Source organism: Micrococcus sp. GPGPB33 (genome assembly GCF_037853785.1).
Lineage (GTDB): Bacteria > Actinomycetota > Actinomycetes > Actinomycetales > Micrococcaceae > Micrococcus > Micrococcus luteus.
This window is the reverse complement of record NZ_JAQMWO010000002.1, coordinates 1830622-1853326: the sequence shown is the minus strand read 5'-3', so window position 1 is coordinate 1853326 and position 22705 is coordinate 1830622. Positions and strand designations below refer to the sequence as shown.

Here is a 22705-nt window from a genome sequence, read left to right as displayed (position 1 = left end):
GGGAGGCTCAGGTGCGGTGCACGTCGAAGACGCCGTCGATGCGGCGCACCGCGTCGATCACGTGGCCGAGGAACCGGGGGTCGCCCATCTCGAAGACGAACCGGCTCATCGCCACGCGGTCGCGGGTGGTGTTCACGGAGGCCGAGAGGATGTTCACGTGGTTCTCGGAGAGGACCCGGGTGACGTCGGAGAGCAGCGACTTGCGGTCCAGCGCCTCGATCTGGATCTCCACCAGGTAGACGGTGTCCCGCGACGGCGCCCAGCTGACCGGGGTGCGGCGCTCCGGCTCCTGCGCGAGCAGGGTCGCCAGGTTGGGACAGTCGACCCGGTGCACGGAGACCCCGGAGCCGCGGGTGACGAACCCGTCGATGGCGTCCGGCGGCACCGGGTTGCAGCACCGTGCCAGCTTGGCCATGACGCCGCCGTCGCCGTCCACGAGCACGCCGGCGTCGTTGGTGGCCCGCGCGGGGGCGCGCCGCGACTGGGCCGGGACCAGCTCCTGCAGGTCCACCTCGCCGACGGTCAGCTCGCCCTCCGGCTCGGCCTGCGTCGGCGTCGGCGGAGCGAGGCGCTCCGCGACGCGTTCCTGCACGGACTGGGCGGACACGTGGCCGTCGCCGAGGGCCACGAACAGCCCGTCGAGGTCCGCGTAGCCGAGATCCGTGGCCACCTGCACCAGCTCCTCGCCGCCGAGCACCTGCTGCACGGCCATGCCGGCCTTGCACAGCTGACGGGTCAGCGACTCGCGTCCCCGGTCGGCCTGCTCGTCGCGGCGCTGCGTGGCGAAGTGGTGACGGATCTTGGACCGGGCCCGCGGCGAGACCACGAAGCCCAGCCAATCCCGGCTCGGCCCCGCGTCCTCGGCGCGCGAGGTGAAGACCTCCACGGTGTCGCCGTGGCTGAGCGGCGTGGACAGCGGGACGAGCTTGTCGTTGACCCGGGCGCCGATGGTGCGGTGGCCGACGTCGGTGTGGATGGCGTAGGCGAAGTCCACGGGCGTGGAGCCGGCCGGCAGGGTGCGGATCTCCCCCTTCGGCGTGAAGACGTACACCTCGTCCGCCCCGATCTGGGTGCGCAGCGAGGCGAGGAACTCGTCCGGGTCCCGGGTGTCCGCCTGCCAGTCCATCACCGAGCGCAGCCAGGCCGGCGTGGCCTGCACCGGCGCCTGGCCGGCGACCTGGGCCTTGTACCGCCAGTGCGCGGCGACGCCGTACTCGGCCTGGCGGTGCATCTCCTGCGTGCGGATCTGGATCTCCACCGGCTTGCCGCCCGGCACCATCACCGTGGTGTGCAGGGAGCGGTACATGTTGAGCTTCGGGACCGCGATGTAGTCCTTGAACCGGCCCGGGACCGGGTTCCAGCGCGCGTGGATGACGCCGAGCACGGCGTAGCAGTCACGCACGGAGTCCACGAGCACCCGGATGCCCGTGAGGTCGTGGATGTCGTCGAAGTCCTTCCCGCGCGTCACCATCTTCTGGTAGATCGAGTAGTAGTGCTTCGGCCGTCCGGTGACGGTCGCCCGGATCCGGTGCTCGCGCAGGTGCTCCTCGATCACGGTGCGCAGCGCCGCGATGTGCTTCTCCCGCTCCGGGTTGCGCTCCCCCACGAGGCGCACGATCTCCGCGTACATCTTGGGCTTGAGGGCGGCGAAGGAGAGGTCCTCGAGCTCCCACTTGACGGTGTTCATGCCGAGCCGGTGGGCCAGCGGGGCGTAGATGTCCAAGGTCTCCTGGGCCTTGCGGGCGCTGGACTCCGGGGAGACGTACCGCCACGTCCGCGCGTTGTGCAGCCGGTCGGCGAGCTTGATGAGCAGGACGTTCACGTCCTGGGCCATCGCGATGACCATCTTGCGCACGGTCTCGGCCTGCGCCGCGGCGCCGTAGGTCACCTTGTCCAGCTTGGTCACGCCGTCCACGAGGAGGGCGACGTCGGAGCCGAAGTCGGCGCGCAGGCGCTCCAGGGAGTAGTCCGTGTCCTCGACGGTGTCGTGCAGCAGGGCCGCCAGGAGGGTCGGGCCGGTCACGCCGATCTCGGCGAGGATCGTGGCGACCGCGACGGGGTGGGTGATGTACGGGTCCCCGGAGCGCCGCATCTGCCCCTCGTGTGCCGCGCGGGCGACCTCGAAGGCGCGGACGATGTCGGCCAGCTCGGTCTTGGTGGCTCGCTGCCGCACCGTGCGCATCAGCGGCTCGAGCAGGGGCGAGTACTCGGTGGCGTGCCGGCCGGTCAGGCGTGCGATCCGGCCGCGGGGCCGGACCGGGACGGGAGTGGGGTCCTGCTCGCTCATGGGCCACGCCTCCTGACTCGTGCGGCCCCGACCGCTCCGGCCGGGATGATCGGCGAGTCTACCCGCGCCCGTCCCGCCCCGCCCCAGAAAGACCGCCGGGCCCGGTGGCAGGTGCACCGGGGCCGCAGCGGCTCCGTCAGAGTCGCGCGCCGTCGTCCCAGGGGGCGACGTCGGGATCGGTGACCGCCTCTGAGGCACGCTCCCGGGCGGCGCGGGCCGCGGCCCGGGCGTCGTGGTCGCGCACGTCCGGGTCGTTGCGGCGCAGCAGGGCGTACAGCGGCGCCTGGAGGAACAGGGTGGACAGGGTGCCCACGATGATGCCCACGAACAGCGCGAGCGCGATGTCCCGCAGCGTGCCGGCACCGAGCAGCCCCGCGCCGATGAACAGGATCGAGCCGACCGGCAGGATGCCGACGACGGAGGTCGTGATGGACCGGACGAGCGTCTGGTTCACCGCGAGGTTCACGTTCTCGACGAAGGAGCGCTCCGGGTCCTCCTCGGCCCCGATCGTGTTCTCGCGGATCTTGTCGAAGACCACCACGGTGTCGTAGAGCGCGTACGACAGGATCGTGAGGAAGCCGATGATGGCCGACGGCGTGATCTCGAAGCCGGTGGCGCCGTAGATGCCGGCGGTCAGCGCGACCACGTAGAGCATGCCGAGCACGGCGGCCAGGGACATCTTCCAGGTGCGGAAGTACACGGCCATGAACAGGGTCACGAGCACCACGAAGATCACCAGGCCGATCAGGGCCTGCTGCGACACCGCGGCGCCCCAGGTCGGCCCCACGAAGGTCGAGGTCACCTGGTCCTGGCCGACGCCGTAGGCCTCCTGCAGGTTCGCGGCCACGGCTCGGGTCTGGGCGTCGTCGAGCTGCTCGGTCTGGACGCGCACGGTGCCCGGGGCGACGTTCGTGACGGTGGCGTGGCCGTCGGCCAGCACGTCGGTCACGGCGCGCTCGCCCGCGGCCACGTCGGTGGAGGCCGTCTGCGAGACGGTGAACTCGGAGCCGCCCCGGAACTCGATGCCGAGGTTGAAGCCACCGCGGAGGGCGGTCAGGCCGCCGGCGAGGACGAGCAGCAGGGCGGCGAGGGCGAACCACCGCCGCCAGCGCTGGATGAACGGGTAGGAGATGCGGCCCGAGTAGAGGGCGTTGCCCCAGTCGGCGAAGCGGTTCACTGGTCCTCCTCCTGGCGGCGGCGCTCGGCGCGGCGTCGCTCGGCGATCGTCATGGGCGGCGCGGTGCGCGAGCGGCGGCCGCCCCGGGCGGACGAGCCCGCGCGGGGGCGCCCGTCGCGGCGAGCGGGCGCGGGGCGTCGGCGGCCGGCTCGTCGGAGGCCTCCGCCGGGAGCCCGGTGCGGGGGGCAGTGGCGGGCTCGCGGAAGCGCCCGGCGCCCTGGTACAGGGACGGCCCGCCCAACAGCGACGGGTCCAGTCCGGACATCGGGTGTCCCTCGCCCACGAAGCGGGTCTGGGCCAACAGCACCATGAGCGGGTGGGTGAACATGAACACCACGATCAGGTCGGCGATCGCGGTGAGGCCGAGGGTGAACGCGAAGCCGCGCACGTTGCCGACGGCCACGAAGTACAGCACGACGGCGGCCAGCAGGTTCACGGCCTTGGACGCGGTGATCGTCCGCCGGGCGCGCTTCCAGCCCTCGTGCACGGCGACGGGCACGGTGTGGCCCGCGCGCAGCTCGTCCTTGATGCGTTCGAAGTAGACGATGAACGAGTCCGCCGTCAGACCGATCGCCACGATGAGCCCGGCGATGCCCGCGAGGGACAGGCGGTAGTTGTCCGTCCAGCCCAGGATCGCGATGGTCAGCCACGTCAGCACGCCCGCCACGATGATCGAGGCGAAGGTCAGCAGGCCCAGGGCCCGATACTGGAAGAACTGGTACACGGCCACGAGGCCGAGGCCGATCAGGCCGGCGATCAGGCCCCAGAAGAGCTGGTCCCGGCCGAGCGTGGCGGAGATCTGCTGCTCGGACTCGATCGAGAAGGAGATCGGCAGGGAGCCGTAGTTGAGCTGCTCGGCCAACTGCGCCGTCGTCTGCTCGTTCAGGGTGGGGCCGCTGATCTGCGCGCTGCCGTTGGTGATGACCACGTTGGACTGCGGCGCGGAGATCACGTCCCCGTCCAGCAGGATCGCGAACTGCTTGCGCGGGTCGCCCTCGGGGTACGGGGTGAGCTTCTGGGTGACCTCCGTGAAGGCCTTGGTGCCCTCCTCGTCGAACTCGATGTTGACGACCCACTGGTTGGTGGAGACGCCGCTCTGGGCCTGGGCCATGCCGTTGGACGCGCCCTTGATCTGGGTGCCCGGGATGACCACGGGGCCCAGGATGTACTTCTGGGCGGACGTGACGGCGCCGTCGGCGAGCTCCTCGGAGGGCTGGCAGGCGACGATCGCCCGGTCGGACGGCGGCGGGGGCGCGGCCGGGTCCCGCGGGGCGGTGCAGTCCGTGGCCTGGAACTCGGCCAGCAGGGCCGGGGTGACCCAGTTCGGGTCGTAGGCGTCGGCCGGCTCGCCGTCGGGCTTCGGCAGCTGGTCTTCGGGCAGGCGCTGGTCCTCGGGCGTGGCCTCCCCGAGCCGGACTGCAGCACGGGGCGGAACTGCATGTCCGCGGACGCCTGGATCAGCCGGCGGGTCTCCTCGTCCGGGACCCCGGGCAGGGAGACGACCACGTTCTGGGAGCCCTGCGTGGCGACCTCCGCCTCGGCCACGCCGGAGCCGTCCACACGCTGGCGGATGATCTCCACGGCCTGGTCCAGCTGCTCGGGGGTGACGGACTCGCCCGTCGAGGTCTCGGGGGCCAGCACCATCTGCGTGCCGCCCTCGAGGTCGAGGGCGAGCTTGGGAGCCCAGGAGGCCGCGCCGGAGGCCACGCCCCCGCCGAGGATCGCGGCCAGGACCACGAGGAGGGCGGCCAGCCAGGTCAGGGTGCGCCCGGCGGAGCCGGAGGGTGTTCTCTTCGCCATTGCTCAGGTGCTTCCGTCACATCCGAGCGGCCCCGCCAGGCGGGGCCGCGTGTGCAGGGGTGGGTGGGCCTCAGGCCAGGTCGTCGCGGCGCGGACGCGGGTCGGCGTCGTCGGCGCGGTACTCGGTGCCGGGGGCGTCATCCCGACGCGACGGGTCCGTGGTGGGCGCGGCGGCCGCGGCGGCCGTCTCGGGCTCCACGACGGTGGTGATGCCCTGCAGGTGCACGTCCATGCGCGTGCCCGGGGCGGTCTCCAGCGTCACCCGCTGGGCCTCGGCGTCCACGGCCACGACGGTGCCGAAGATGCCGGCGCCGGTCATGACCTCGACGCCCGGGGCGAGGGTGCTGCGCATCTGCGCCTGCTGCTGCTGCATCTTCTTGCCCTTGCGGAAGGAGAGGAAGAGCATCACCGCGAGCAGGGCGAAGGCGAAGAGCATGAGCAAGCTGCCACCGCCTCCCTGGGCCTGCTGGGCGATCACGGGCAGGGTCGCGGCGGTGGCGACGGGCATGGGGGACTCCTGATGCTCGGGGTGGGCGGGCCTGTCCAGTGTAGGGGCCCGCCCTGGGCGTCACGGCCCCGGCGTGGCCTCTGGAGCGGCGAGGCCCAGGTGCTCCCAGGCCCCCGGCAGCGCGACGCGGCCACGGGGGGTGCGCGCCACCATGCCCTCGCGGATGAGGAAGGGCTCGGCCACGGTCTCCACGGTCTCGGCCTCCTCCCCCACGGCGGTGGCCAGCGTGCTGAGCCCCACGGGCCCGCCGCCGAACGTGGTGCACAGGGCGGTGAGCACGGACCGGTCGAGCCGGTCCAGGCCCCGCCCGTCGACGTCGTACATGTCCAGGGCGGCGGCGGCGTCGTGCGGGCCGACCTCGGCCAGCCCCTTCACGAGCGCCCAGTCCCGCACCCGGCGCAGCAGCCGGTTGGCGATGCGCGGGGTGCCGCGCGAGCGCCGGGCGATCTGCCGGTACCCCTCCGTGGCCAGCCGCATGTCCAGCAGCAGGGCGGAGCGGCGCAGGACGCGCTCGAGCTCCTCCTCGGTGTAGAAGTCCAGGTGGCCCGTGAAGCCGAAGCGGTCGCGCAGCGGCCCCGGCAGGAGGCCGGCCCGCGTGGTGGCGCCCACGAGCGTGAAGGGCGGCAGCTCGAGCGGGATCGAGGTGGCGCCGGCGCCCTTGCCCACCACGATGTCCACGCGGAAGTCCTCCATGGCCATGTAGAGCATCTCCTCGGCCGGGCGGGACATCCGGTGGATCTCGTCGAGGAAGAGCACCTCACCCTCGGTGAGCGAGGACAGGATGGCCGCGAGGTCGCCCGCATGCTGGATCGCGGGGCCGGAGGACAGCCGCAGGGGGGCGTTCATCTCCGCGGCCACGATCATCGCCAGCGTGGTCTTGCCGAGCCCGGGCGGGCCGGAGAGCAGGACGTGGTCCGCGGCGCGGTCCCGCAGCCGGGCGGAGGCGAGCATGAGGTCCAGCTGCTCGCGCACCCGCATCTGGCCCACGAACTCGTCCAGGTGCTTGGGGCGCAGCGCGGCCTCGAGCCGGCGCTCCTCCGGGTCGACGGCCGCCGCGGACAGCGGTGAGGACTCCGCGCTCATCGCCCGCCTCGCACCGCGCCGGCCATGCCGACGTCGCGCAGGGTGGCGCGCAGCAGCGCGGCGACGTCGCGGCCCTCGTCCAGCTCCGGGCGGGCCGCCACGGTGGCCTCGACGGCCTTGAGCGCCTCCTTCTCGGACCAGCCCAGGCCGGCCATCGCCTGCACGACGTCGGCGTGCCAGAGCGCCTCGACGGTCGGCTCGGCGCTCGCCTCGGCCTCCGCCTCGGGCACCGGCTCCCCGGTGGGCGCGAGGCGGCCGGAGAGCTCGACGATGATCTTGCGCGCCATCTTCGGCCCGATGCCGGGCACGCGGGTGAGGGTCTTCTCGTCCTCCTCGGTGACCGCCCGGCGCACGGTCTCGGGGTGGTGGACGGAGAGGATCGCCAGGGCGAGGCGGGGACCCACGCCGTTGGCCGTGATGAGCACCTCGAACACCTCGCGCTCGTCGCGGTCCGCGAAGCCGTAGAGGGTCAGGGCGTCCTCCTTGACCACGAGGTGGGTCTGCACCGCCCCCGGCCGGCCCTCGTGCAGGGTGGACAGCGTCTGCGGGGTGGCGGAGAACTGCACACCCAGGCCGCCGACGGCGATGACCGCCCGGTCGAGGGCCACGTGCTCGACGGTGCCGCTGAGCGAGGCGATCATGAGGGGCCCTCCTGTCGGGACGGACGGACGCCGGTCGGCGCGGATTCGAACATATCATCGAACGCCGGCCCGGCAGCGGCTTACCGGCGACGCCCGCCGCCCGCCGAGCGCTCGGCGTCGAGCCAGGCCCGCTGCGCGGCGGTGAGCTGGCCCCGCGGGCGGGCGCGCGCGGGCGCCTTGGCGGCGAACTGCGAGCGCCCCGCCCGGGAGGCGAGGTCTGCGGTGTCGAGGCCGGTCTGGCCGGCGGCCGCGCCGAGGGCGGTGCCGCGCCAGCCGTGGGCGATGGCCAAGGCGAGGGCGTCGGCCGCGTCGGCCGGGCGCGGCGGGGCGTCGAGGCGGAGGATCCGGGTGACCATCGTGGTGACCTGCTCCTTGCCCGCATCGCCGTGTCCGGTGACGGCGGCCTTGACCTCGGAGGGGGTGTGCAGGCCCACGGGGACGCCGGCGCGCGCGGCCGCGGCGATCGCCACGCCCGCGGCCTGGGCCGTGCCCAGCACGGTCGGCGTGTTCGTGTTCGCGAACATGCGCTCGACGGCGGCGCGATCGGGCCGGTGCGCGGCGAGGACCGCGGAGACGGCCTCGTCGATGCGCAGGAGGCGCTGGTCCAGGGGGCGGTGGGCGGGGTGCCCGTGACCTCGACGTGGACGAGCGCGGCCCGCCGTCGCGCGTCCACGTCCACCACGGCGATCCCGCAGCGGGTGAGCCCCGGGTCCACCCCGAGGATCCGGACGACGTCGGCGGGCCGGCGCGCGCTCAGCGCGATCAGTCCTCGTCGAGCTCGGCGAGGACCTCGGGGGCGATGTCCACGTTCGAGAAGACGTTCTGGACGTCGTCGAGGTCCTCGAGCGCATCGGCCAGCTTGAGGAAGGTGCGGGCGCCCGACGCGTCCAGGTCCACCTTCATGGTGGGGACGAACTCGAGCTCGTCGGACTCGTACTCCACGCCCGCCTCGTCGAGGGCCTTGGCCACGGACTGCAGGTCGGAGGGGTCCGAGAGGATCTCGAAGGAGTCGCCGGAGACGACGACCTCCTCGGCGTCCGCGCCGCCCTCGAGCACGGCCTCGAGCAGGCCGTCCTCGGTGTTGCCCTCGGTGGGCAGGCGCACGAGGCCCTTGCGCTCGAAGAGGAAGGAGACGGAGCCGGAGTCCGCCATGGTGCCGCCGTTGCGGGTGACGGCCGCGCGCACGTCCGCGGCGGCGCGGTTCTTGTTGTCGGTCAGGCACTCGACCAGCAGCGCCGAGCCCTGGGGGCCGCGGACCTCGTACATGATCTCGGCGTAGTCGATGACCTCGCCGGTCAGGCCGGCGCCGCGCTTGACGGCGCGGTCGATGTTGTCGTTGGGCACCGAGGCCTTCTTGGCCTTGGACACGGCCAGGTCGAGGGCGGGGTTGCCGGCGACGTCGGGTCCGCCGGCACGTGCCGCGACCTCGATGTTCTTGATGTACTTCGCGAACGCCTTGGCGCGCCGCGCGTCGATGACGGCCTTCTTGTGCTTGGTGGTCGCCCATTTGGAATGTCCTGCCATCACGCCTCCTCAGGTCTGGATCTCGTCTGCTGGCTCGACCGCCCAGTCTAGCGACGCCCGGTGGGGTGGCGCGGATCACGGCTGACTACACTCGCGCCCATGACCCACACCTCCGCGCCCTCCGTCCTGCCCGCCGACCACCCGCTGGCGACCCCCTCCGACCTGCCCTACGGGCTGCCCGACTTCTCCGCCGTCTCCGACGCGCAGCTGGCCGAGGCCGTGCGCGCGGGGATGGCGGCCCAGCGCGCCGAGGTCGACCAGATCCTCGGGGCGGCCACGGCGCCGACCTTCGAGAACACCGTCCGCGCGCTCGAGCTGTCCGGCCAGCTGCTGCGCCGCTCCGCCGCCATGTTCTTCACGCTCGTCGGCTCGGACGGCACGGACGCGCGGCAGGCCCTGGCAGAGGAGCTCTCCCCGAGCTCGCGGCCCACGAGGACGCGATCCTGCTGGACCCGCGGCTGGCGGCGCGCGTCGCGGCGATCGACGACGGCGGCCTCACGGGCGAGGACGCCCGCCTGCTGGAGGCGCTGCGCCTGCGCCTCTCCCTGGCGGGGGCGGACCTGGACGACGCCGCGCGCGAGGAGCTGCGCGGGATCAACACGGAGCTGGCGTCCCTCTCGGCCGCCTACACGCGCCGCCTCGTCGCGGACACCGCGGCCCGCGCCGTGCTCGTCACGGACCGCGAGCGCCTGGCCGGTCTGAGCGAGGACGACCTGGCCGCGGCGGCGGGGGCGGCCGCCGAGGCGGGGCACGGGGACGGGGACGCGGCGGCGGGCCCGTGGCTGCTGACGCTGTCCCTGTTCACGTCGCAGCCGTGGCTGGCGTCCCTGCAGGACGAGGGGATGCGGCGCGAGGTGTTCGAGGCGTCGACGGGCCGGGGCGGGGCCGGGGAGCACGAGACGCTGACGACGGCGATGGCGATGGTGCGGCTGCGGCTGCGCAAGGCGCGGCTGCTGGGGGCGCAGAGCTGGGCCGAGCAGGCGCTGAAGGACCGGGCGGCGCCGTCGACGGCGGCCGTGGAGGAGCTGCTGGCCGCGATGGCGCCGCGGGCGATGGCCAACGCGCGGGCGGACGCGGCGACGGCGGCGGCGCACGCGGGCCGGACGGACGCCGAGGTGGCCCCATGGGACTGGCCGGCGCTGTCCGCGGCGTACGCGCGGGAGGAGTTCGCGGTGGACGCGGACGCCCTGCGCCCGTACTTCGAGCTGGACCGGGTGCTGACCGAGGGCGTGTTCGCGGCGGCGACGGCGCTGTACGGGCTCACGTTCGCCGAGCGCCCGGAGCTGGCGCGGCACCTGTACCGCCCCGGGATCCGGGTGTTCGAGGTGACGGGTGAGGACGGTGCCGGGGTGGGTCTGTTCGTCGCGGACCTGTTCGCGCGGCCGACCAAGTCGGGCGGTGCCTGGATGCACACGGTGCGGGACATGGCGGACGCCCTGGGCGAGCGCCCGGTGGTGTTCACCACGATGAATGTGCCGGCCCCGGCGGCGGGGCGTCCGGCCCTGCTGACGCTGGATGAGGCCACGACGCTGTTCCACGAGTTCGGCCACGCCCTGCACGGGCTGCTGGCCCGGGGCGAGTACGCCTCGCTCACCGGGACGAACGTGCCGCGCGACGTCGTCGAGTTCCCGTCGCAGGTTAACGAGGTGTGGCTGCGCGAGCCGTCCCTGCTGGCCGCGTACGCGCGGCACGTGGAGTCGGGCGAGCCGCTGCCGGCGGGGACGCTGGAGCGGCTCGAGGCGGCGGACCTGTGGGGCGAGGGGCACCGCACGGTCGAGTATTTGGGCGCGGCGCTCGTGGACTGGGCCTGGCACTCGCTGACGGAGGAGACGGTGGACGCCGCCACGGCCGACCCGGCCGCGTTCGAGCGCCGGGTGCTGACCGAGGCGGGCATCGACCCGGACCTGGTGCCTCCGCGCTACGGCACCGGCTACTTCAAGCACATCTTCGGCGGCGGCTACGCGGCCGGGTACTACTCCTACGTGTGGGCCGAGGTGCTGGACGCGGACGCCGTGGAGTGGTTCCGCGAGCACGGCGGGATGACGCGGGAGAACGGCCGCCGGTTCGCGGACGAGCTGCTCTCGCGGGGCGATACGCGTGACCTGCTGGAGTCCTACCGCGCGTTCCGTGGCCGGGACGCCGAGCTCGAGCCGCTGCTGCGCCGTCGGGGGCTGGCGGACGCCGCGGCCTGAGCGCGGTCAGCGCCCCCGGCCGCCGGGGCGGGGGGCGCTGAGCACGGCGCGCAGCCAGCCGCGCACGGTGGTGTCCCACTTGCGCGGGTCCACGTTCTGCTCGCGGGTGTGGCGGGCCTGGTGGAAGCGGACGAACCGCACGAGGTCCGGGTTGCGCTCGGCCAGGTCCTGCGAGGGGCCGACGGGCACGTACTCGTCGTCCTCGGAGTGCAGGATCAGCGTGGGCACACGCACGTGGTCGGCGCGGGTCACCCAGTCCAGGGCCTTGAGGTCCACGGGGGCGGCCAGGCCCGTGATGAACCGGCCGGCCCGGTTGGCCAGCAGCCACTGGCCGAGCAGGCCCACGGCTTCGGGGATCCGGTTGAGCCGGGCCTGGTGGCGCAGCACGTCCACCCAGTCGATGACGGGGCCCGTCAGGACCACGCCGCGCACGTGCGGGGCCAGCGGGGAGCGGTCCACGGTCTGCAGCACCACGGCCCCGCCCATGGACCAGCCGAAGAGGACGACGTCCCGGGCGCCGTGGTCGAGGGCGTAGCGGATGGCCGCCTCGACGTCCTCCCATTCGGTGGTGCCGAGCCCGTAGCGGGCGTCGGCGGCGTCCGGGGCGTCGCCGTCGTTGCGGTAGGAGATCAGCAGCGACGTCATGCCCAGGCGGCGGGCGGTCGGCACGGCGCGGATGCCCTCGTTGCGGCGCGCGCCGCGGCCGTGGACCATCACCGCCCACAGCCCCTCCGCGGGACGGGGTTCGCCGTCCTCGCTGGGGTCCGGCTCGATGCGCCATGCGCGGGCGTGGCCGCCGGGCACCGGCACCTGCACGTCCTCGGCGTCGAGCCCGGCGTCGGCGGGGGTCGGGTAGACAAAGCCGGTGAACCGGCCCCGGGTCGCCGTCGTCAGATCGCCGGAGAAGACCTCCTCGACCGCGCGCTGCACCGTGCCGTCCCGGGGGTCGAAGGAGGTGATCTCCCCGATGCGGGCGCATCCGGCGCCGTCGTCGAACGTGAGGGAGTACTGGCCGGGCACGGTGGTGTACTCGTCGGCCTGCAGGATCACGTCCTGCCCGGCGGGCGTGTCGACGACGGCGAGGATCGGCGTGGACTCGGCGTGGCGGCGCACGGGGGTCACCACGGTGCGGGCGAACACGCCTGCGAGCGCCGAGCTCGCCCCGGCCAGCACGAAGGCGGAGGCCGCGGCGACGCTGAGCACGGGCGGGGCCCAGCGGGCCACCGGGGAGGCCACGGCCACGCCGCCGCGCACCGATCCGGTGACTCCGCGGCGGACCAGGCGGCCCGCTCGGCGGACGCGGGACTCGCGACTCCCGGCCCGCCGGGCTGCCACGGTGACGGCGGCGGCCAGGGCGGGCGGCAGGTCGGCGGGGCGGGGACGGGGACGGCGGGGTCGTGCGGCCATGCGCGCCATTGTCCTCCACGGGCGGGCGCGCCCGCCAATGCGGCGCCGGTCGGGAACACGACGGCGCTCCGGACCGTTGCACCGGGCATGACCGAGACTCCCCACACCCCCCATGACGGCCCCACCCCCGACCCCGCGCGGGACGCCCCGGCTCCCGAGCAGACCCTGGCCGCCCCGGGCGGCGCCCGCCTGACGGACGAGGAGTGGGCCCGACGGCTCACGCCCGAGGAGTTCCAGGTGCTGCGCCGGGCCGGCACGGAGCGGCCCTTCACGGGCGAGTACTGGGACTCGCACGTGAAGGGCGTGTACGCGTGCCGGGCGTGCGGGTCCGAGCTGTTCCGCTCGGACGAGAAGTTCGACGCGCACTGCGGCTGGCCCTCGTTCTTCGCGCCGCTCGCGGAGGACCGGGTGGAGTACCTGAAGGACACCACCCTGGGCATGGAGCGGATCGAGGTGCGGTGCGCGGCGTGCGGCTCCCACATGGGTCACGTCTTCGCGGGCGAGGGCTACGACACCCCCACGGACCTGCGCTACTGCATCAACTCGATCTCGCTGCGCCTGGCCCCCGCCGACGACGCGGCGGCCCCGGACGGGGCGCGCTGAGCCGGTGCGGGAGCGCCGTGGCCTCCACGGCGCGCCCCCGCGGACCGGTGGGCCCCGCGGCCTAGGCTGACGGGCATGAGCGTGATCGGGCCCCGTCGCCTCTCCGCCGCCCCCGGGGCGGTCGAGGCGCCCGTGCCGCCGGGGGTGTTCCGGCGTGCCCTGGCGGACCTGCGCGATGCGCGGCCGCGGACCGAGGTGCGGCTGCGGGAGATCCCGGCGCCCGAGGGGCAGGCGCCCTTCGCCGTCGCCCTCGCCGCCGACGTGTGCGGCGGGCCGGGGGCGACCGGCGGCGTGCTGGCCACGGGGCGGTTCGTCCTCCTGCACGACCCGGCCCCGGACGCCCGGTGGCCGGGAGGCTTCCGGGCGGTGACCTGGATCCGTGCGAGCCTGGAACCGGACGTCGCACTGGACCAGCTGGCCGGCGCCGTCGCGTGGACGTGGCTCGTGGAGGCGCTCGAGCGCCGCCACGCCGAGCACTCCCACGCCGGCGGCACCGCGACGCGCAGCATCGCGGAGGGCTTCGGGACGCTCAGTGCGGCCCCGGACACCACCGACATCGAGCTGCGCGCCTCGTGGACCCCAGCCCCGCGGGACCTCGGCTCGCATCTCGAGGCGTGGTCGGACATGATCTGCGCGTTCGCCGGCCTGCCGCCGGAGCACGCCGCGGACGTCTCCACGGCCGGCCCCTGACCGCGCGCCCGCGCCTGAGACGCACGTGGCCCCGGCCCGTCCCCGCCCCGACCTCCCCGAACAGGAGCAGCATGACCGACGCCCCCGAGACGGCCGCCCCGGACGCGCCCCCGCGGCTGATCGCCACACCGGCCGGTGGAGTCCCCCGGCTCACCGACACCCGCGCGGGCCTGGAGGCCTGCGCCGCGGCGCTCGCCGCGGGGACCGGGCCCGTCGCCATCGACGCGGAGCGCGCCTCCGGGATCCGGTACGGCCAGCGGGCTATGCTCGTCCAGCTCAAGCGCGAGGGCGCCGGCATCTGGCTCGTCGATCCCGAAGCCCTCGACGGGCTGGCCCCGCTGCAGGAGGCCCTCGCGGGCGTCGAGTGGATCCTGCACGCGGCCAGCCAGGACCTGCCCTGCCTGGCCGAGCAGGGGCTGCGCCCCGATCGGCTGTTCGACACCGAGCTCGCGGCCCGGGTGTCCGGCCTGCCGCGCGTCGGCCTGGCCGCGGTCCTGGAGGAGCTGCTGGGGGTCACCCTCGCCAAGGAGCATTCGGCCGCCGACTGGTCGGTGCGTCCGCTGCCCGAGGCGATGCTCACCTACGCGGCGCTCGACGTCGAGCTGCTCGTCCCGCTGCGCGAGGCCCTGATCGCGCGCCTCGAGGCCGACGGCAAGCTCGCGTGGGCCGAGCAGGAGTTCGAGCACGTGCGCACGGCCCCGCCGCCCACGCCGAAGAAGGACCCCTGGCGCGGCACCTCGGGCTCCCAGACGCTGCGCCGCCCCGTGCAGCGCGCGGTCCTCAAGCGCCTGTGGGAGGCCCGCGAGGACCTCGCCCGCCACCGCGACGTCGCCCCCGGCCGGCTCATCCCGGACCGGTCGATCGTCGCCGCCGCGGCCGCCCAGCCGCGCACCGTCCCCGCCCTGCGCCAGACCTCCGGCTTCCACGGCCGCGCCGCGAGCCGCGAGGCCCCGCGCTGGATCGCCGCGATCCGGGCCGGCGTCGAGGACGCCGAGCGGGGCGACGCCCCCGCGGCGCAGATCCGCACCGGGGACGGCCCGCCCCCACCCCGGGCCTGGAAGGACCGGGACCCGGTGGCGGACCGCCGCCTGCGCACGGCCAAGGCCCGCGTCGCCCGACGGGCCGAGCAGCTGGGGATGCCCACCGAGAACCTCCTCACCCCGGACACCCTTCGGCGGATCTGCTGGACCCCGCCCGCCCCGATCACCCCCGAGACCGTCGACGCGTTCCTGACGGAGCGGGGCGCGCGCCCGTGGCAGGTGGAGAACGTCGGCGCGATCGTCACGGTCGCGCTCCTCGACCCCGATCCCGCCGGCGCCTGAGCCCCCGACGCGGCCGGCCGGATCGGTCCGTCGCGTCGCGTCGACGCGGAGGCTACTCGCCGGTAGTGTGACCCGCATGACATCCGTTTCTCTTGCTTCCTTCGACCACCTGCCCGCCCTGGCCCCGGATGAGGTCGTCACCACCGTCACCGTGACCGACCACGCCCTGCCCGAGGGTGCGGGCACGCTCGCGCTGCTCACGCTGGACAACGGGCAGGGACCCCGCCGGCCCGCGACCCTGGGCCCGGCCACGCTCCTCGGCCTCGGCCGGGTGCTCGACGAGCAGGCCGCCCGGGCCGCCGCGGGCGAGATCCAGGCCCTGGCCGTGACCGGTGTGGAGGGGACCTTCGCGGCCGGGGCGGACCTGTCCCTGATCGCGGGCCTCACCGACGACGTCGGCCGCGACCTGGCCCTGCTCGGCCACGCCGTCTACGACCGGCTCGCGGCCCTCGAGATCCCCACGGTCGCGCTCGTGAACGGCCTCGCCCTCGGCGGCGGCCTCGAGCTGGCCCTGGCCGCCGGACACCGCGTGGTGGCCGCCGATGCGAAGGGCTTCGGCCTGCCCGAGGTCCGGCTCGGCCTGATCCCCGGCTGGTCCGGCGTGTGGCGCGTGCCCCATCTGATCGGCCCGGAGGCCGCCGTCGACGTCGTGCTGAAGAACCCCCTCGACGACAACCGCATGCTCGACGCCCGCGCGGCGCACGGGCTCGGCCTGATGGACCGGATCGTGGAGGGGGACCTCCTCGACGCGGGCCTCGAGCTCGCCGCCGCCCTGGTCGCCGGGGACGAGTCCGTGGCGGCCGAACTGGCCGCCCACCGCGACCGCGACGTGTCCGACGCCGCCTGGGACCGTGCCCTGGCGGCGCTGGAGCGGCTGCAGGACGCTCGCCCCGGACGCCACCTGCCGGCACGCCGCCACCTGGAGGACCTGTTCACCGGCGCCCGCACGCGCACCCGCGCCGAGTCCGCCCAGGCCGAGGCGGACGCCCTCGGGACCCTGCTGCACTCCCCCGAGTTCCGCCGCACCGTGTACGCGTTCCTCGACCTCGTCCAGGGCCGCGCCAAGCGCCCCGCCGGCGACCCGGGCCGCGAGCTCGCCCGCGAGGTCCGCAAGGTCGGCATCGTCGGTGCAGGCCTGATGGCCGGCCAGCTCGCCCTCGTCTTCGCCCGGCACCTGCGGGTGCCCGTCGTCATGACGGACATCGACGCCGAGCGCGTCGAGCGCGGCCTGGCGGGCGTGCGCGCGCAGGTCGAGAAGATGGTCTCCCGTGGACGGCTCTCCGCCGAGGACGGCCAGGCCCTGGCCGGGTTGATCACCGCGGACACGGACAAAGCCGTGTATGCGGACGCCGACGTCGTCATCGAGGCCGTCTTCGAGGAGCTCGAGGTCAAGCGCACCGTCTTCCGCGAGCTCGAGGGCATCGTGCGTGAGGACGCCATCCTGATGACCAACACCTCGAGCCTGTCCGTGGCCGCCATGGCCGAGGTCCTCGAGCATCCCGAGCGCCTCGTGGGCTTCCACTTCTTCAACCCGGTGGCGGTCATGCCGCTCGTGGAGATCGTGCGGACCGAGGCGACGACGGACGAGGTCGTGGCCACCGCGTTCGAACTGACCCGCCGGCTCCGCAAGACCGGCGTGCTCGTCCACGACGCCACCGCGTTCGTGGTCAACCGCGTCCTGCTGCGCATGATGGGCGAGGTGCAGAACTCCTTCGACGAGGGCACCGACGCGCACGAGGCCGACCACGCGCTGGACCCGCTGGCCCTGCCGATGACGCCGTTCACCCTCCTGGCCATGGTCGGCATCCCCGTGGCCCAGCACGTGTCCGAGTCCCTCTCCGCGTCCTTCGGCGCGGAGCGCTTCCCGGTCTCGGCGAACCTGCAGCGCCTGATCGACGCCGGCAAGACCGCGATCTGGGCCAAGGACGTCCGCCCCGACCGGCGCGACGAGGAGGCCGCCGGCGCGACCGGCGAGCAGATCCCGGAGGCGACCGCGGCCCTGCTGGAGCAGGGCTCGACCCCGCAGACCTCCGAGGAGCTGCTGCGCCGGGTCGAGGACGCGCTGGCCGAGGAGATCGGCCTGCTCCTGGACGAGCGCGTCGTCGCGGCCCCCGAGGACGTGGACCTGTGCATGATCCTCGGCGCCAACTGGCCCCTGCACCTGGGCGGCATCACGCCGTACCTGGACGACTGCGGGGCCGCCGAGCGGGTGAACGGGCGGCGCTTCCACCCGGCCGCGCAGGCCTGACCGGCCCCGGCCGGGCCGTCCGCGACGGCCCGGCCCACGGCTCAGGCGATCGGCAGCCCGGCGAACGTCACCACGTGCGCGTCGAGCCCGGCGGTCGCCGCGGCCTGGTCGGCCACGGGGGTCGAGGCGGTGCCCCCGCCCCAGTCGGAGGCGACCACGGCGCCCTCGCGCACGAGGTGCGCCCCCAGCTCCACGCCGTCCGCGACGACGGCCACCCGCACGTCCGACCCGCCCGCGTCCGCCGGGCGCAGCTCGGCGCGGGGCACGCGCAGCCCGCCCTGCAGGGGCGAGGCCTCCTCGAGCCGGTCCACGGCGAGCGGGCCCTCGGCGGCCACCCGCGCGAGGAGGAGGTACTCCGCGTACGAGGGCAGCACCGCGGCGTCGATGCCGGCCCGCTCACGGTCGATGCGCACCCGCTGGGCTCCGGCGGAGTCCTCGTGGGTCGTCCATGCCCAGCCGTCCCCGTCGGGCGTGAAGCCGACCTGCGTCTGGGCGAGGTAGCGCTCGGGCAGTCCACCGCGGGCGGCGCGCTGGGCGGGCGTGGGGGCGAAGCCCATGCGGGTGGTCAGCACGCCGTCCTCCAGCACCCGGTGCAGGAAGCCGACGTGCACGTCGTCGAGGGTCACGGCCTCCCACCGCTCGAAGGGAGTGAGGTCGAAACGGGCGGCGCCGGTGGGGCGCGGGGCGGGGTGGGTCACGGCGGTGCTCCTGGGGCTCGGGGGTCCGTCCCCCCGATCCTCGCACCCGTCGGGCCCGGTCGCATCCGCCCTCGCCACGGGCGATAATGGGTCGATGACCACGCAGGACTCCCCCCTCACCCCGAACTCCTCCCGGTCCGGCTGCTGCGACGACCACGCCCGCCCGGACACCTCCCGCCGCACCGTCCTGGGCCGCGGCGCCGCCGTCGCCGCCGCGGGTGCCGGCACACTCGCGCTGGCCGGCTGCACGGACCGGCTGCGTGAGAAGGACACCGCGCAGGACCACTACACCGGCTCCGACGCCGTCGACGCGCTGCCCGCCGCCGAGCTGCCCGTGGGCGCCTCCCGGGAGGTGCAGGTGCAGGGTCGGACGCTGATGATGCATCGCGTGGACGAGACCACGGTGACCGCCTTCACCAACGTGTGCACGCATCAGGGCTGCCTGCTCCAGGTCGTGGACCGGCAGGAGGGCCCGGCCTACGCCTGCCCCTGCCACGGCTCGCACTTCGACGTCACCTCGGGGAAGCCGTTCGGCGGCCCGGCCCGCAAGGCCCTCATGGACTACGACGCGGCCGTCGTCGACGACCGCATCGTCGTCAAGCTCTGAGCCCGGCTCATTCCTCCGGCGCGCCGTAGCGCCGGCGCGGGGGCACCACGACGGCGGAGCGGTCGTTGGGGTCCCACGCCGGCTGCTCGCGCCGCCGCGCCGGGTAGTAGCGGTGCCGCCACCAGAACCAGATGAGCGCCCCCAGCACCGGCAGCAGCAGCATGAGGCCGACCCACGGCAGGCGCGCCCGGGCGTCCAGGGGGCTGCGGCCCAGCGAGACGAAGCCGGCCACCCACAGCGCACCGGCCACGACGGACACGGTCCAGCCCAGGGCGGCCTCCCCCGGCGTCGGCACGAGCGGGGTCGCGGCGGCCGCGCCGGTCAGCGCGCCGGCCATCAGAAGAGCGCGACCTTCTCCGGGCCCGGGAACAGGGCGTCCAGCTCGGCCAGGTCCTCCGCGGTGGCGAGCCAGTCGGCCGCCGCCGCGTTCTCCACGACCTGCGCGGCACGGGTGGCGCCGGCGATCACGGAGGACACCGGCCCCTGCGCCGCCAGCCACCCGATCGCGGCCTGGACCTCGGTGATCCCCCGCTCCCGGGCGAACCGGCCGAACGCGGCCAGCTGCTCCAGGTCGGCGTCGGCCACCATGTGCTGGCGCACGTGGGACAGGCGCGAGCCCTCGGGGGCGTCGCCCTGCGAGTACTTGCCCGTGAGCAGCCCGTTGGCCAGCGGGAAGTACGGCAGGACGCCGAGCCCGAACTCGGCCGCCGCCGGGACCACCTCGAGCTCGGCCCGGCGGTCCAGCAGGTTGTAGTGGTTCTGCGCGGACACGAAGCGCTCCACGCCCAGCTCGCGGGCCACGTACTCGGCCTGGGCGATCTGCCACCCGGCCCGGTTCGAGTGGCCCACGTAGCGGACCTTGCCGGCGCGCACGAGGTCGTCGAGCGCGCGGAGGGTCTCCTCGATGGGCGTGGCCGGGTCCGGGGTGTGGAACTGGTAGAGGTCGATCCAGTCGGTGCCGAGGCGGCGCAGGGAGTCCTCGACGGCGCGCACGATGTACCGGCGGGAGCCCCGCGCGCCGCCGTCGTCGCCGGCGACACCGCCCATGTCCATGCCGAACTTGGTGCCGATCACCACCTCGTCGCGGCGGGCGCCCAGGGCGCGGCCGAGCCGCTCCTCGGACAGGCCGGGCTCGGCGCCGTAGACGTCGGCGACGTCGAAGAAGGTGATGCCGGCGTCGAGCGCGGCGTGGACGACGGCGTCGGTGCCGGCCTGCTCCAGCGTGGCGGTGCCGGGGCGGCCGAGGTTGTTGCAGCCCAGGCCGACGACGGAGACGGTCAGCCCGGAGCGGCCGAGACGGGTGTGGCGCACGGGTCAGCCCTCCTGCTCTGCGGTGCGGACGTCCACCTTGTTCGGCTGCACGCCGTCGGCGCGCTTGGCGGCCGCCGGGATCTCGGCGGCGGCCTTGCGGGCGTGGGGGGTCCGGACGCGCAGCACGAGGGCACCGGCCTCCTCGACGACGTCCTCGACCTCGCCAAGACCGCGCCAGGCCAGCTGGTGGGTCACCTCGACGCGCAGCCGTTCCACGGTGCGCCGCTCGATCACCGTGGCCTCCCGGCCGCGGAGCCGGTAGGCCACCGGCAGCACGGCGAAGGTCGCGGGGTCCGCCTCGGCGAAGCCCTCCTCCGCGCCCTGCGCCACGAACGCGGCCAGCAGCTGATCACCCTCGACCTGGTCGGCCAGGGGCTGCTCCCCGACGGTGCCGGGCTGGCCGACCCGGCCGTGGTGGACCACGAACTCCCCGGCCTCCGCGTCGGCCCATGCCTCGCGGTACTCGAAGAGCCGGGTGCCGTCGTCGCCGACGGTCTCACGGTACAGCCGGACGATGCTCATGCCTGCTCCTGGTGGTGGGGGGCGGCCGCGTCCTCGGGGACGGGCCGGGCGTACGGGACCTTGGCGCCGAGGACCTGGGCGACGGTGTCCTGGGTGATGCGCTGCGCGGTGAGGCCCACGCGGGCCAGCACCTGCTCGCGGCTGCCGTGGGCGAGGAACTCGACCGGCAGGCCGACCTCGTTCAGGGCGGTGTCCACGCCGGCCGCGCGCATCTCCTGCCGGATCCGCGAGCCGACGCCGCCGGCCCGCACCCCGTCCTCGAGGCACACGACGATCCGGTGGCGGGCGGCCGTGTCGATCACGGACCGGGCCACGGGCAGGACCCACCGCGGGTCGATCACCGTGGCGCTGATGCCGTGCCGCTCGAGCCGTTCGGCGACGTCGAGGCCGAGCTCGGCCATCGCGCCCACCGCCACGATCAGCACGTCCCGCTCGGCGCCGTCGCGTCCGCCGGCCTCGCCGCGCCGGGCGAGCACGTCCGTGCCGTCCGACAGCCGCTCCAGGGCGCGCACCGGCTCGCCGACCGAGCCCTTCGCGAACCGCACCACGGTGGGCGCGTCCTCGACGGCGACGGCCTCGCGCAGCTCCTCCCGGAGCGTGTCCGCGTCGCGGGGCGCGGAGATCCGCAGCCCCGGGACCGACTGCAGCAGGGCCAGGTCCCACATGCCGTGGTGGCTCGGGCCGTCCGGCCCGGTGACGCCCGCGCGGTCCAGCACGAACGTCACGCCCGCACGGTGCAGGCCCACGTCCATGAGCACCTGGTCGTAGGCGCGGTTGAGGAAGGTCGCGTAGACGGCCACCACGGGGTGCAGGCCGCCGAAGGCCATGCCGGCGGCCGAGGTGACCGCGTGCTGCTCGGCGATGCCGACGTCGAACACCCGGTCCGGGTGGGCCAGCGCCATCGGGGCCAGGCCCACGGGGTTCTGCATGGCGGCGGTGATGGCCACGACGTCCGGCCGCTCGTCCGCGATCGCGACCATCTCCTCGCCGAACACGGAGGTCCAGGACTGGGCCGTCGACGAGGTGATGGGCTCGCCCGTGGAGGGGTCGATCACGCCGATCGCGTGGAACTGGTCCGCCTCGTGCGCGACCGCCGGCGGATAGCCGTGCCCCTTCTCGGTCATCGCGTGGACGATCACGGGCCCGCCGTACGCCCGCGCGTCCTCGAGGGCCTCCTCCATGGCGGTGAGGTCGTGACCGTCCACCGGACCGATGTACTTCATGCCCAGGTCCTCGAACAGGCCCTGCGGCGCCCAGAGGTCCTTGAGGCCCTTCTTCGCCGCGTGCAGCGGCCGGTACACCAGCTCCCCCGCGAGGCCGGCCTCCTGGAGGCGGCGCTTGAGGTAGTCGAGGGTCTGCTCGTAGCGGTGGTGGGTGCGCACCTTGTCCAGCACCCCGCGGCGCAGTCCGCCCAGGTGCTCGGCGACGCCGCCCACGGTGGGCGCGTACGAGCGGCCGTTGTCGTTGACCACGATCACCACGCGACGGTCCCGGCCGGCGGCGATGTTGTTGACCGCCTCCCAGGCCATGCCCCCCGTGAGCGCGCCGTCGCCGATCACGGCCACCACGGTGCGGTCCCCCTGCCCGGTCTGCGCCCAGGCCCGCGCGATGCCGTCCGCCCAGGAGAGCGAGCTGGAGGCATGCGAGGACTCCACCACGTCGTGCTCGGACTCGGTGCGGTCGCCGTAGCCGGACAGGCCCCCCTCCTGGCGGAGCGTCGTGAAGTCCTGGCGCCCCGTGAGCAGCTTGTGCACGTACGACTGGTGGCCCGTGTCGAAGATGACCGCATCCTTCGGCGACTCGAACACGCGGTGCACGGCCAGCGTCAGCTCGACGACGCCCAGGTTCGGTCCGAGGTGGCCACCCGTCTTGGAGACGTGGGCGATCAGGTAGGCGCGGATCTCCGCCGCCAGCGCGGTCAACTGGTCCTCCGTGAGGGCCGACAGGTCCGCCGGGCGGGCGATCTGCGGCAGCAGCGGGGCGCCGGGGCTCGTGGGGGGCAGATGTTCCATGGTGCGACCAGCCTACTCCGCGGGTCCGCGCCCGGGCGGGACGCGGGCGGCGGCCCGCGCGGGCGGGCCCCGT

The 22705-nt window shown here is 74.7% G+C and carries 19 protein-coding genes and 2 pseudogenes; 7 read left to right on the top strand and 14 right to left on the bottom strand.

All coding sequences use genetic code 11. From position 1 onward, the window contains the following. Positions 1-7 precede the first annotated feature (7 nt). From POD19_RS08845 to POD19_RS08810, 8 genes and pseudogenes are all read right to left on the bottom strand, one after another. The gene (locus POD19_RS08845; RefSeq protein WP_340309428.1) at positions 8-2287 is read right to left on the bottom strand and encodes a RelA/SpoT family protein; all 2280 of its coding nucleotides are present in this window, start codon (positions 2285-2287) and stop codon (positions 8-10) included. 136 nt (positions 2288-2423) lie between these two features. Beyond that, complete coding sequence (gene secF, locus POD19_RS08840) at positions 2424-3464, bottom strand: protein translocase subunit SecF (protein WP_036317952.1); 1041 nt, start codon at positions 3462-3464, stop codon at positions 2424-2426. Further along, positions 3461-5264: pseudogene (gene secD / locus POD19_RS08835) on the bottom strand (protein translocase subunit SecD). The gene secF and the pseudogene secD overlap by 4 nt, the downstream one beginning before the upstream one ends. A 70-nt stretch (positions 5265-5334) precedes the next feature. Further along, positions 5335-5772: a preprotein translocase subunit YajC gene (yajC, locus tag POD19_RS08830; RefSeq protein ID WP_049147635.1), complete on the bottom strand. Its 438-nt coding sequence runs from the start codon at positions 5770-5772 to the stop codon at positions 5335-5337. Positions 5773-5832: 60 nt separating this feature from the next. Then, entirely contained in the window at positions 5833-6855 is a 1023-nt protein-coding gene (gene ruvB / locus POD19_RS08825; RefSeq protein ID WP_144819690.1) for a Holliday junction branch migration DNA helicase RuvB, read from the bottom strand. Beyond that, positions 6852-7496, bottom strand: coding sequence for a Holliday junction branch migration protein RuvA (gene ruvA, locus POD19_RS08820; protein WP_049147639.1), 645 nt, complete (start codon positions 7494-7496; stop codon positions 6852-6854). The genes ruvB and ruvA overlap by 4 nt, the downstream gene beginning before the upstream one ends. Before the next feature lie 80 nt (positions 7497-7576). After that, positions 7577-8211, bottom strand: a pseudogene (gene ruvC / locus POD19_RS08815) (crossover junction endodeoxyribonuclease RuvC). A 47-nt stretch (positions 8212-8258) separates the two neighbouring features. Continuing rightward, entirely contained in the window at positions 8259-9020 is a 762-nt protein-coding gene (locus POD19_RS08810) for a YebC/PmpR family DNA-binding transcriptional regulator (protein WP_049147641.1), read from the bottom strand. 99 nt (positions 9021-9119) lie between these two features. Between POD19_RS08810 and POD19_RS08805 the strand changes: the two genes are divergently transcribed. Both POD19_RS08805 and POD19_RS08800 read left to right on the top strand, forming a co-directional pair. Beyond that, entirely contained in the window at positions 9120-9722 is a 603-nt protein-coding gene (locus tag POD19_RS08805; RefSeq protein WP_340309427.1) for a hypothetical protein, read from the top strand. Continuing rightward, on the top strand, positions 9686-11212 hold the full coding sequence (locus tag POD19_RS08800) for a M3 family metallopeptidase (protein WP_340309426.1): 1527 nt from the start codon (positions 9686-9688) through the stop codon (positions 11210-11212). Before POD19_RS08805 ends, POD19_RS08800 begins: the two co-directional genes overlap by 37 nt. A gap of 6 nt (positions 11213-11218) precedes the next feature. Here the strand turns inward: POD19_RS08800 and POD19_RS08795 are convergent, their stop codons facing one another. Then, positions 11219-12619 (bottom strand): alpha/beta hydrolase family protein, encoded by a 1401-nt coding sequence (locus tag POD19_RS08795; RefSeq protein WP_144819013.1) that lies wholly within the window; start codon positions 12617-12619, stop codon positions 11219-11221. 87 nt (positions 12620-12706) lie between these two features. Between POD19_RS08795 and msrB the strand changes: the two genes are divergently transcribed. The 4 genes from msrB (at position 12707) to POD19_RS08775 (ending at position 17482) form a co-directional block, all read left to right on the top strand. After that, a complete protein-coding gene (gene msrB / locus POD19_RS08790; RefSeq protein ID WP_144819011.1) occupies positions 12707-13222 on the top strand; it encodes a peptide-methionine (R)-S-oxide reductase MsrB in 516 nt (171 codons plus the stop codon). Between the two features lie 75 nt (positions 13223-13297). Further along, positions 13298-13912 carry a DUF3000 domain-containing protein gene (locus POD19_RS08785; RefSeq protein ID WP_098471753.1) on the top strand — a complete coding sequence of 205 codons (615 nt, stop codon included), beginning with the start codon at positions 13298-13300 and terminating at the stop codon, positions 13910-13912. Between the two features lie 71 nt (positions 13913-13983). Continuing rightward, positions 13984-15234, top strand: a complete 1251-nt coding sequence (locus POD19_RS08780; protein WP_144819009.1) for a ribonuclease D — start codon at positions 13984-13986, stop codon at positions 15232-15234. A gap of 76 nt (positions 15235-15310) precedes the next feature. After that, entirely contained in the window at positions 15311-17482 is a 2172-nt protein-coding gene (locus POD19_RS08775; RefSeq protein ID WP_186299591.1) for a 3-hydroxyacyl-CoA dehydrogenase NAD-binding domain-containing protein, read from the top strand. Positions 17483-17523: 41 nt separating this feature from the next. Here POD19_RS08775 and POD19_RS08770 read toward each other — a convergent pair whose 3' ends face one another. Further along, positions 17524-18180: a hypothetical protein gene (locus POD19_RS08770; protein WP_036382836.1), complete on the bottom strand. Its 657-nt coding sequence runs from the start codon at positions 18178-18180 to the stop codon at positions 17524-17526. Between the two features lie 94 nt (positions 18181-18274). Here POD19_RS08770 and POD19_RS08765 point away from each other — a divergent pair, with 94 nt between their 5' ends. Further along, a complete protein-coding gene (locus POD19_RS08765; RefSeq protein WP_020627853.1) occupies positions 18275-18787 on the top strand; it encodes a Rieske (2Fe-2S) protein in 513 nt (170 codons plus the stop codon). 7 nt (positions 18788-18794) lie between these two features. Here POD19_RS08765 and POD19_RS08760 read toward each other — a convergent pair whose 3' ends face one another. From POD19_RS08760 to dxs, 4 genes are read right to left on the bottom strand one after another with little or no spacing between them, the layout of a single operon-like run. Beyond that, entirely contained in the window at positions 18795-19124 is a 330-nt protein-coding gene (locus POD19_RS08760) for a PLD nuclease N-terminal domain-containing protein (RefSeq protein WP_020627854.1), read from the bottom strand. Then, positions 19124-20098, bottom strand: a complete 975-nt coding sequence (locus POD19_RS08755) for an aldo/keto reductase (RefSeq protein WP_036317666.1) — start codon at positions 20096-20098, stop codon at positions 19124-19126. Before POD19_RS08755 ends, POD19_RS08760 begins: the two co-directional genes overlap by 1 nt. Positions 20099-20101: 3 nt before the next feature. Continuing rightward, complete coding sequence (locus tag POD19_RS08750) at positions 20102-20620, bottom strand: hypothetical protein (RefSeq protein WP_036317662.1); 519 nt, start codon at positions 20618-20620, stop codon at positions 20102-20104. Then, positions 20617-22632 carry a 1-deoxy-D-xylulose-5-phosphate synthase gene (gene dxs, locus POD19_RS08745; RefSeq protein ID WP_144819005.1) on the bottom strand — a complete coding sequence of 672 codons (2016 nt, stop codon included), beginning with the start codon at positions 22630-22632 and terminating at the stop codon, positions 20617-20619. Before dxs ends, POD19_RS08750 begins: the two co-directional genes overlap by 4 nt. Positions 22633-22705 lie beyond the last annotated feature (73 nt).

Bases quoted from the DNA above. Each gene is read 5' to 3' on its own strand.
- POD19_RS08845 (WP_340309428.1), bottom strand. From the start codon at position 2,287: ATGAGCGAGCAGGACCCCACTCCCGTCCCGGTCCGGCCCCGCGGCCGG.
- yajC (WP_049147635.1), bottom strand. From the start codon at position 5,772: ATGCCCGTCGCCACCGCCGCGACCCTGCCCGTGATCGCCCAGCAGGCC.
- ruvB (WP_144819690.1), bottom strand. From the start codon at position 6,855: ATGAGCGCGGAGTCCTCACCGCTGTCCGCGGCGGCCGTCGACCCGGAG.
- ruvA (WP_049147639.1), bottom strand. From the start codon at position 7,496: ATGATCGCCTCGCTCAGCGGCACCGTCGAGCACGTGGCCCTCGACCGG.
- POD19_RS08810 (WP_049147641.1), bottom strand. From the start codon at position 9,020: ATGGCAGGACATTCCAAATGGGCGACCACCAAGCACAAGAAGGCCGTC.
- POD19_RS08805 (WP_340309427.1), top strand. From the start codon at position 9,120: ATGACCCACACCTCCGCGCCCTCCGTCCTGCCCGCCGACCACCCGCTG.
- POD19_RS08795 (WP_144819013.1), bottom strand. From the start codon at position 12,619: ATGGCCGCACGACCCCGCCGTCCCCGTCCCCGCCCCGCCGACCTGCCG.
- msrB (WP_144819011.1), top strand. From the start codon at position 12,707: ATGACCGAGACTCCCCACACCCCCCATGACGGCCCCACCCCCGACCCC.
- POD19_RS08785 (WP_098471753.1), top strand. From the start codon at position 13,298: ATGAGCGTGATCGGGCCCCGTCGCCTCTCCGCCGCCCCCGGGGCGGTC.
- POD19_RS08780 (WP_144819009.1), top strand. From the start codon at position 13,984: ATGACCGACGCCCCCGAGACGGCCGCCCCGGACGCGCCCCCGCGGCTG.
- POD19_RS08775 (WP_186299591.1), top strand. From the start codon at position 15,311: ATGACATCCGTTTCTCTTGCTTCCTTCGACCACCTGCCCGCCCTGGCC.
- POD19_RS08765 (WP_020627853.1), top strand. From the start codon at position 18,275: ATGACCACGCAGGACTCCCCCCTCACCCCGAACTCCTCCCGGTCCGGC.
- POD19_RS08760 (WP_020627854.1), bottom strand. From the start codon at position 19,124: ATGGCCGGCGCGCTGACCGGCGCGGCCGCCGCGACCCCGCTCGTGCCG.
- POD19_RS08750 (WP_036317662.1), bottom strand. From the start codon at position 20,620: ATGAGCATCGTCCGGCTGTACCGTGAGACCGTCGGCGACGACGGCACC.
- dxs (WP_144819005.1), bottom strand. From the start codon at position 22,632: ATGGAACATCTGCCCCCCACGAGCCCCGGCGCCCCGCTGCTGCCGCAG.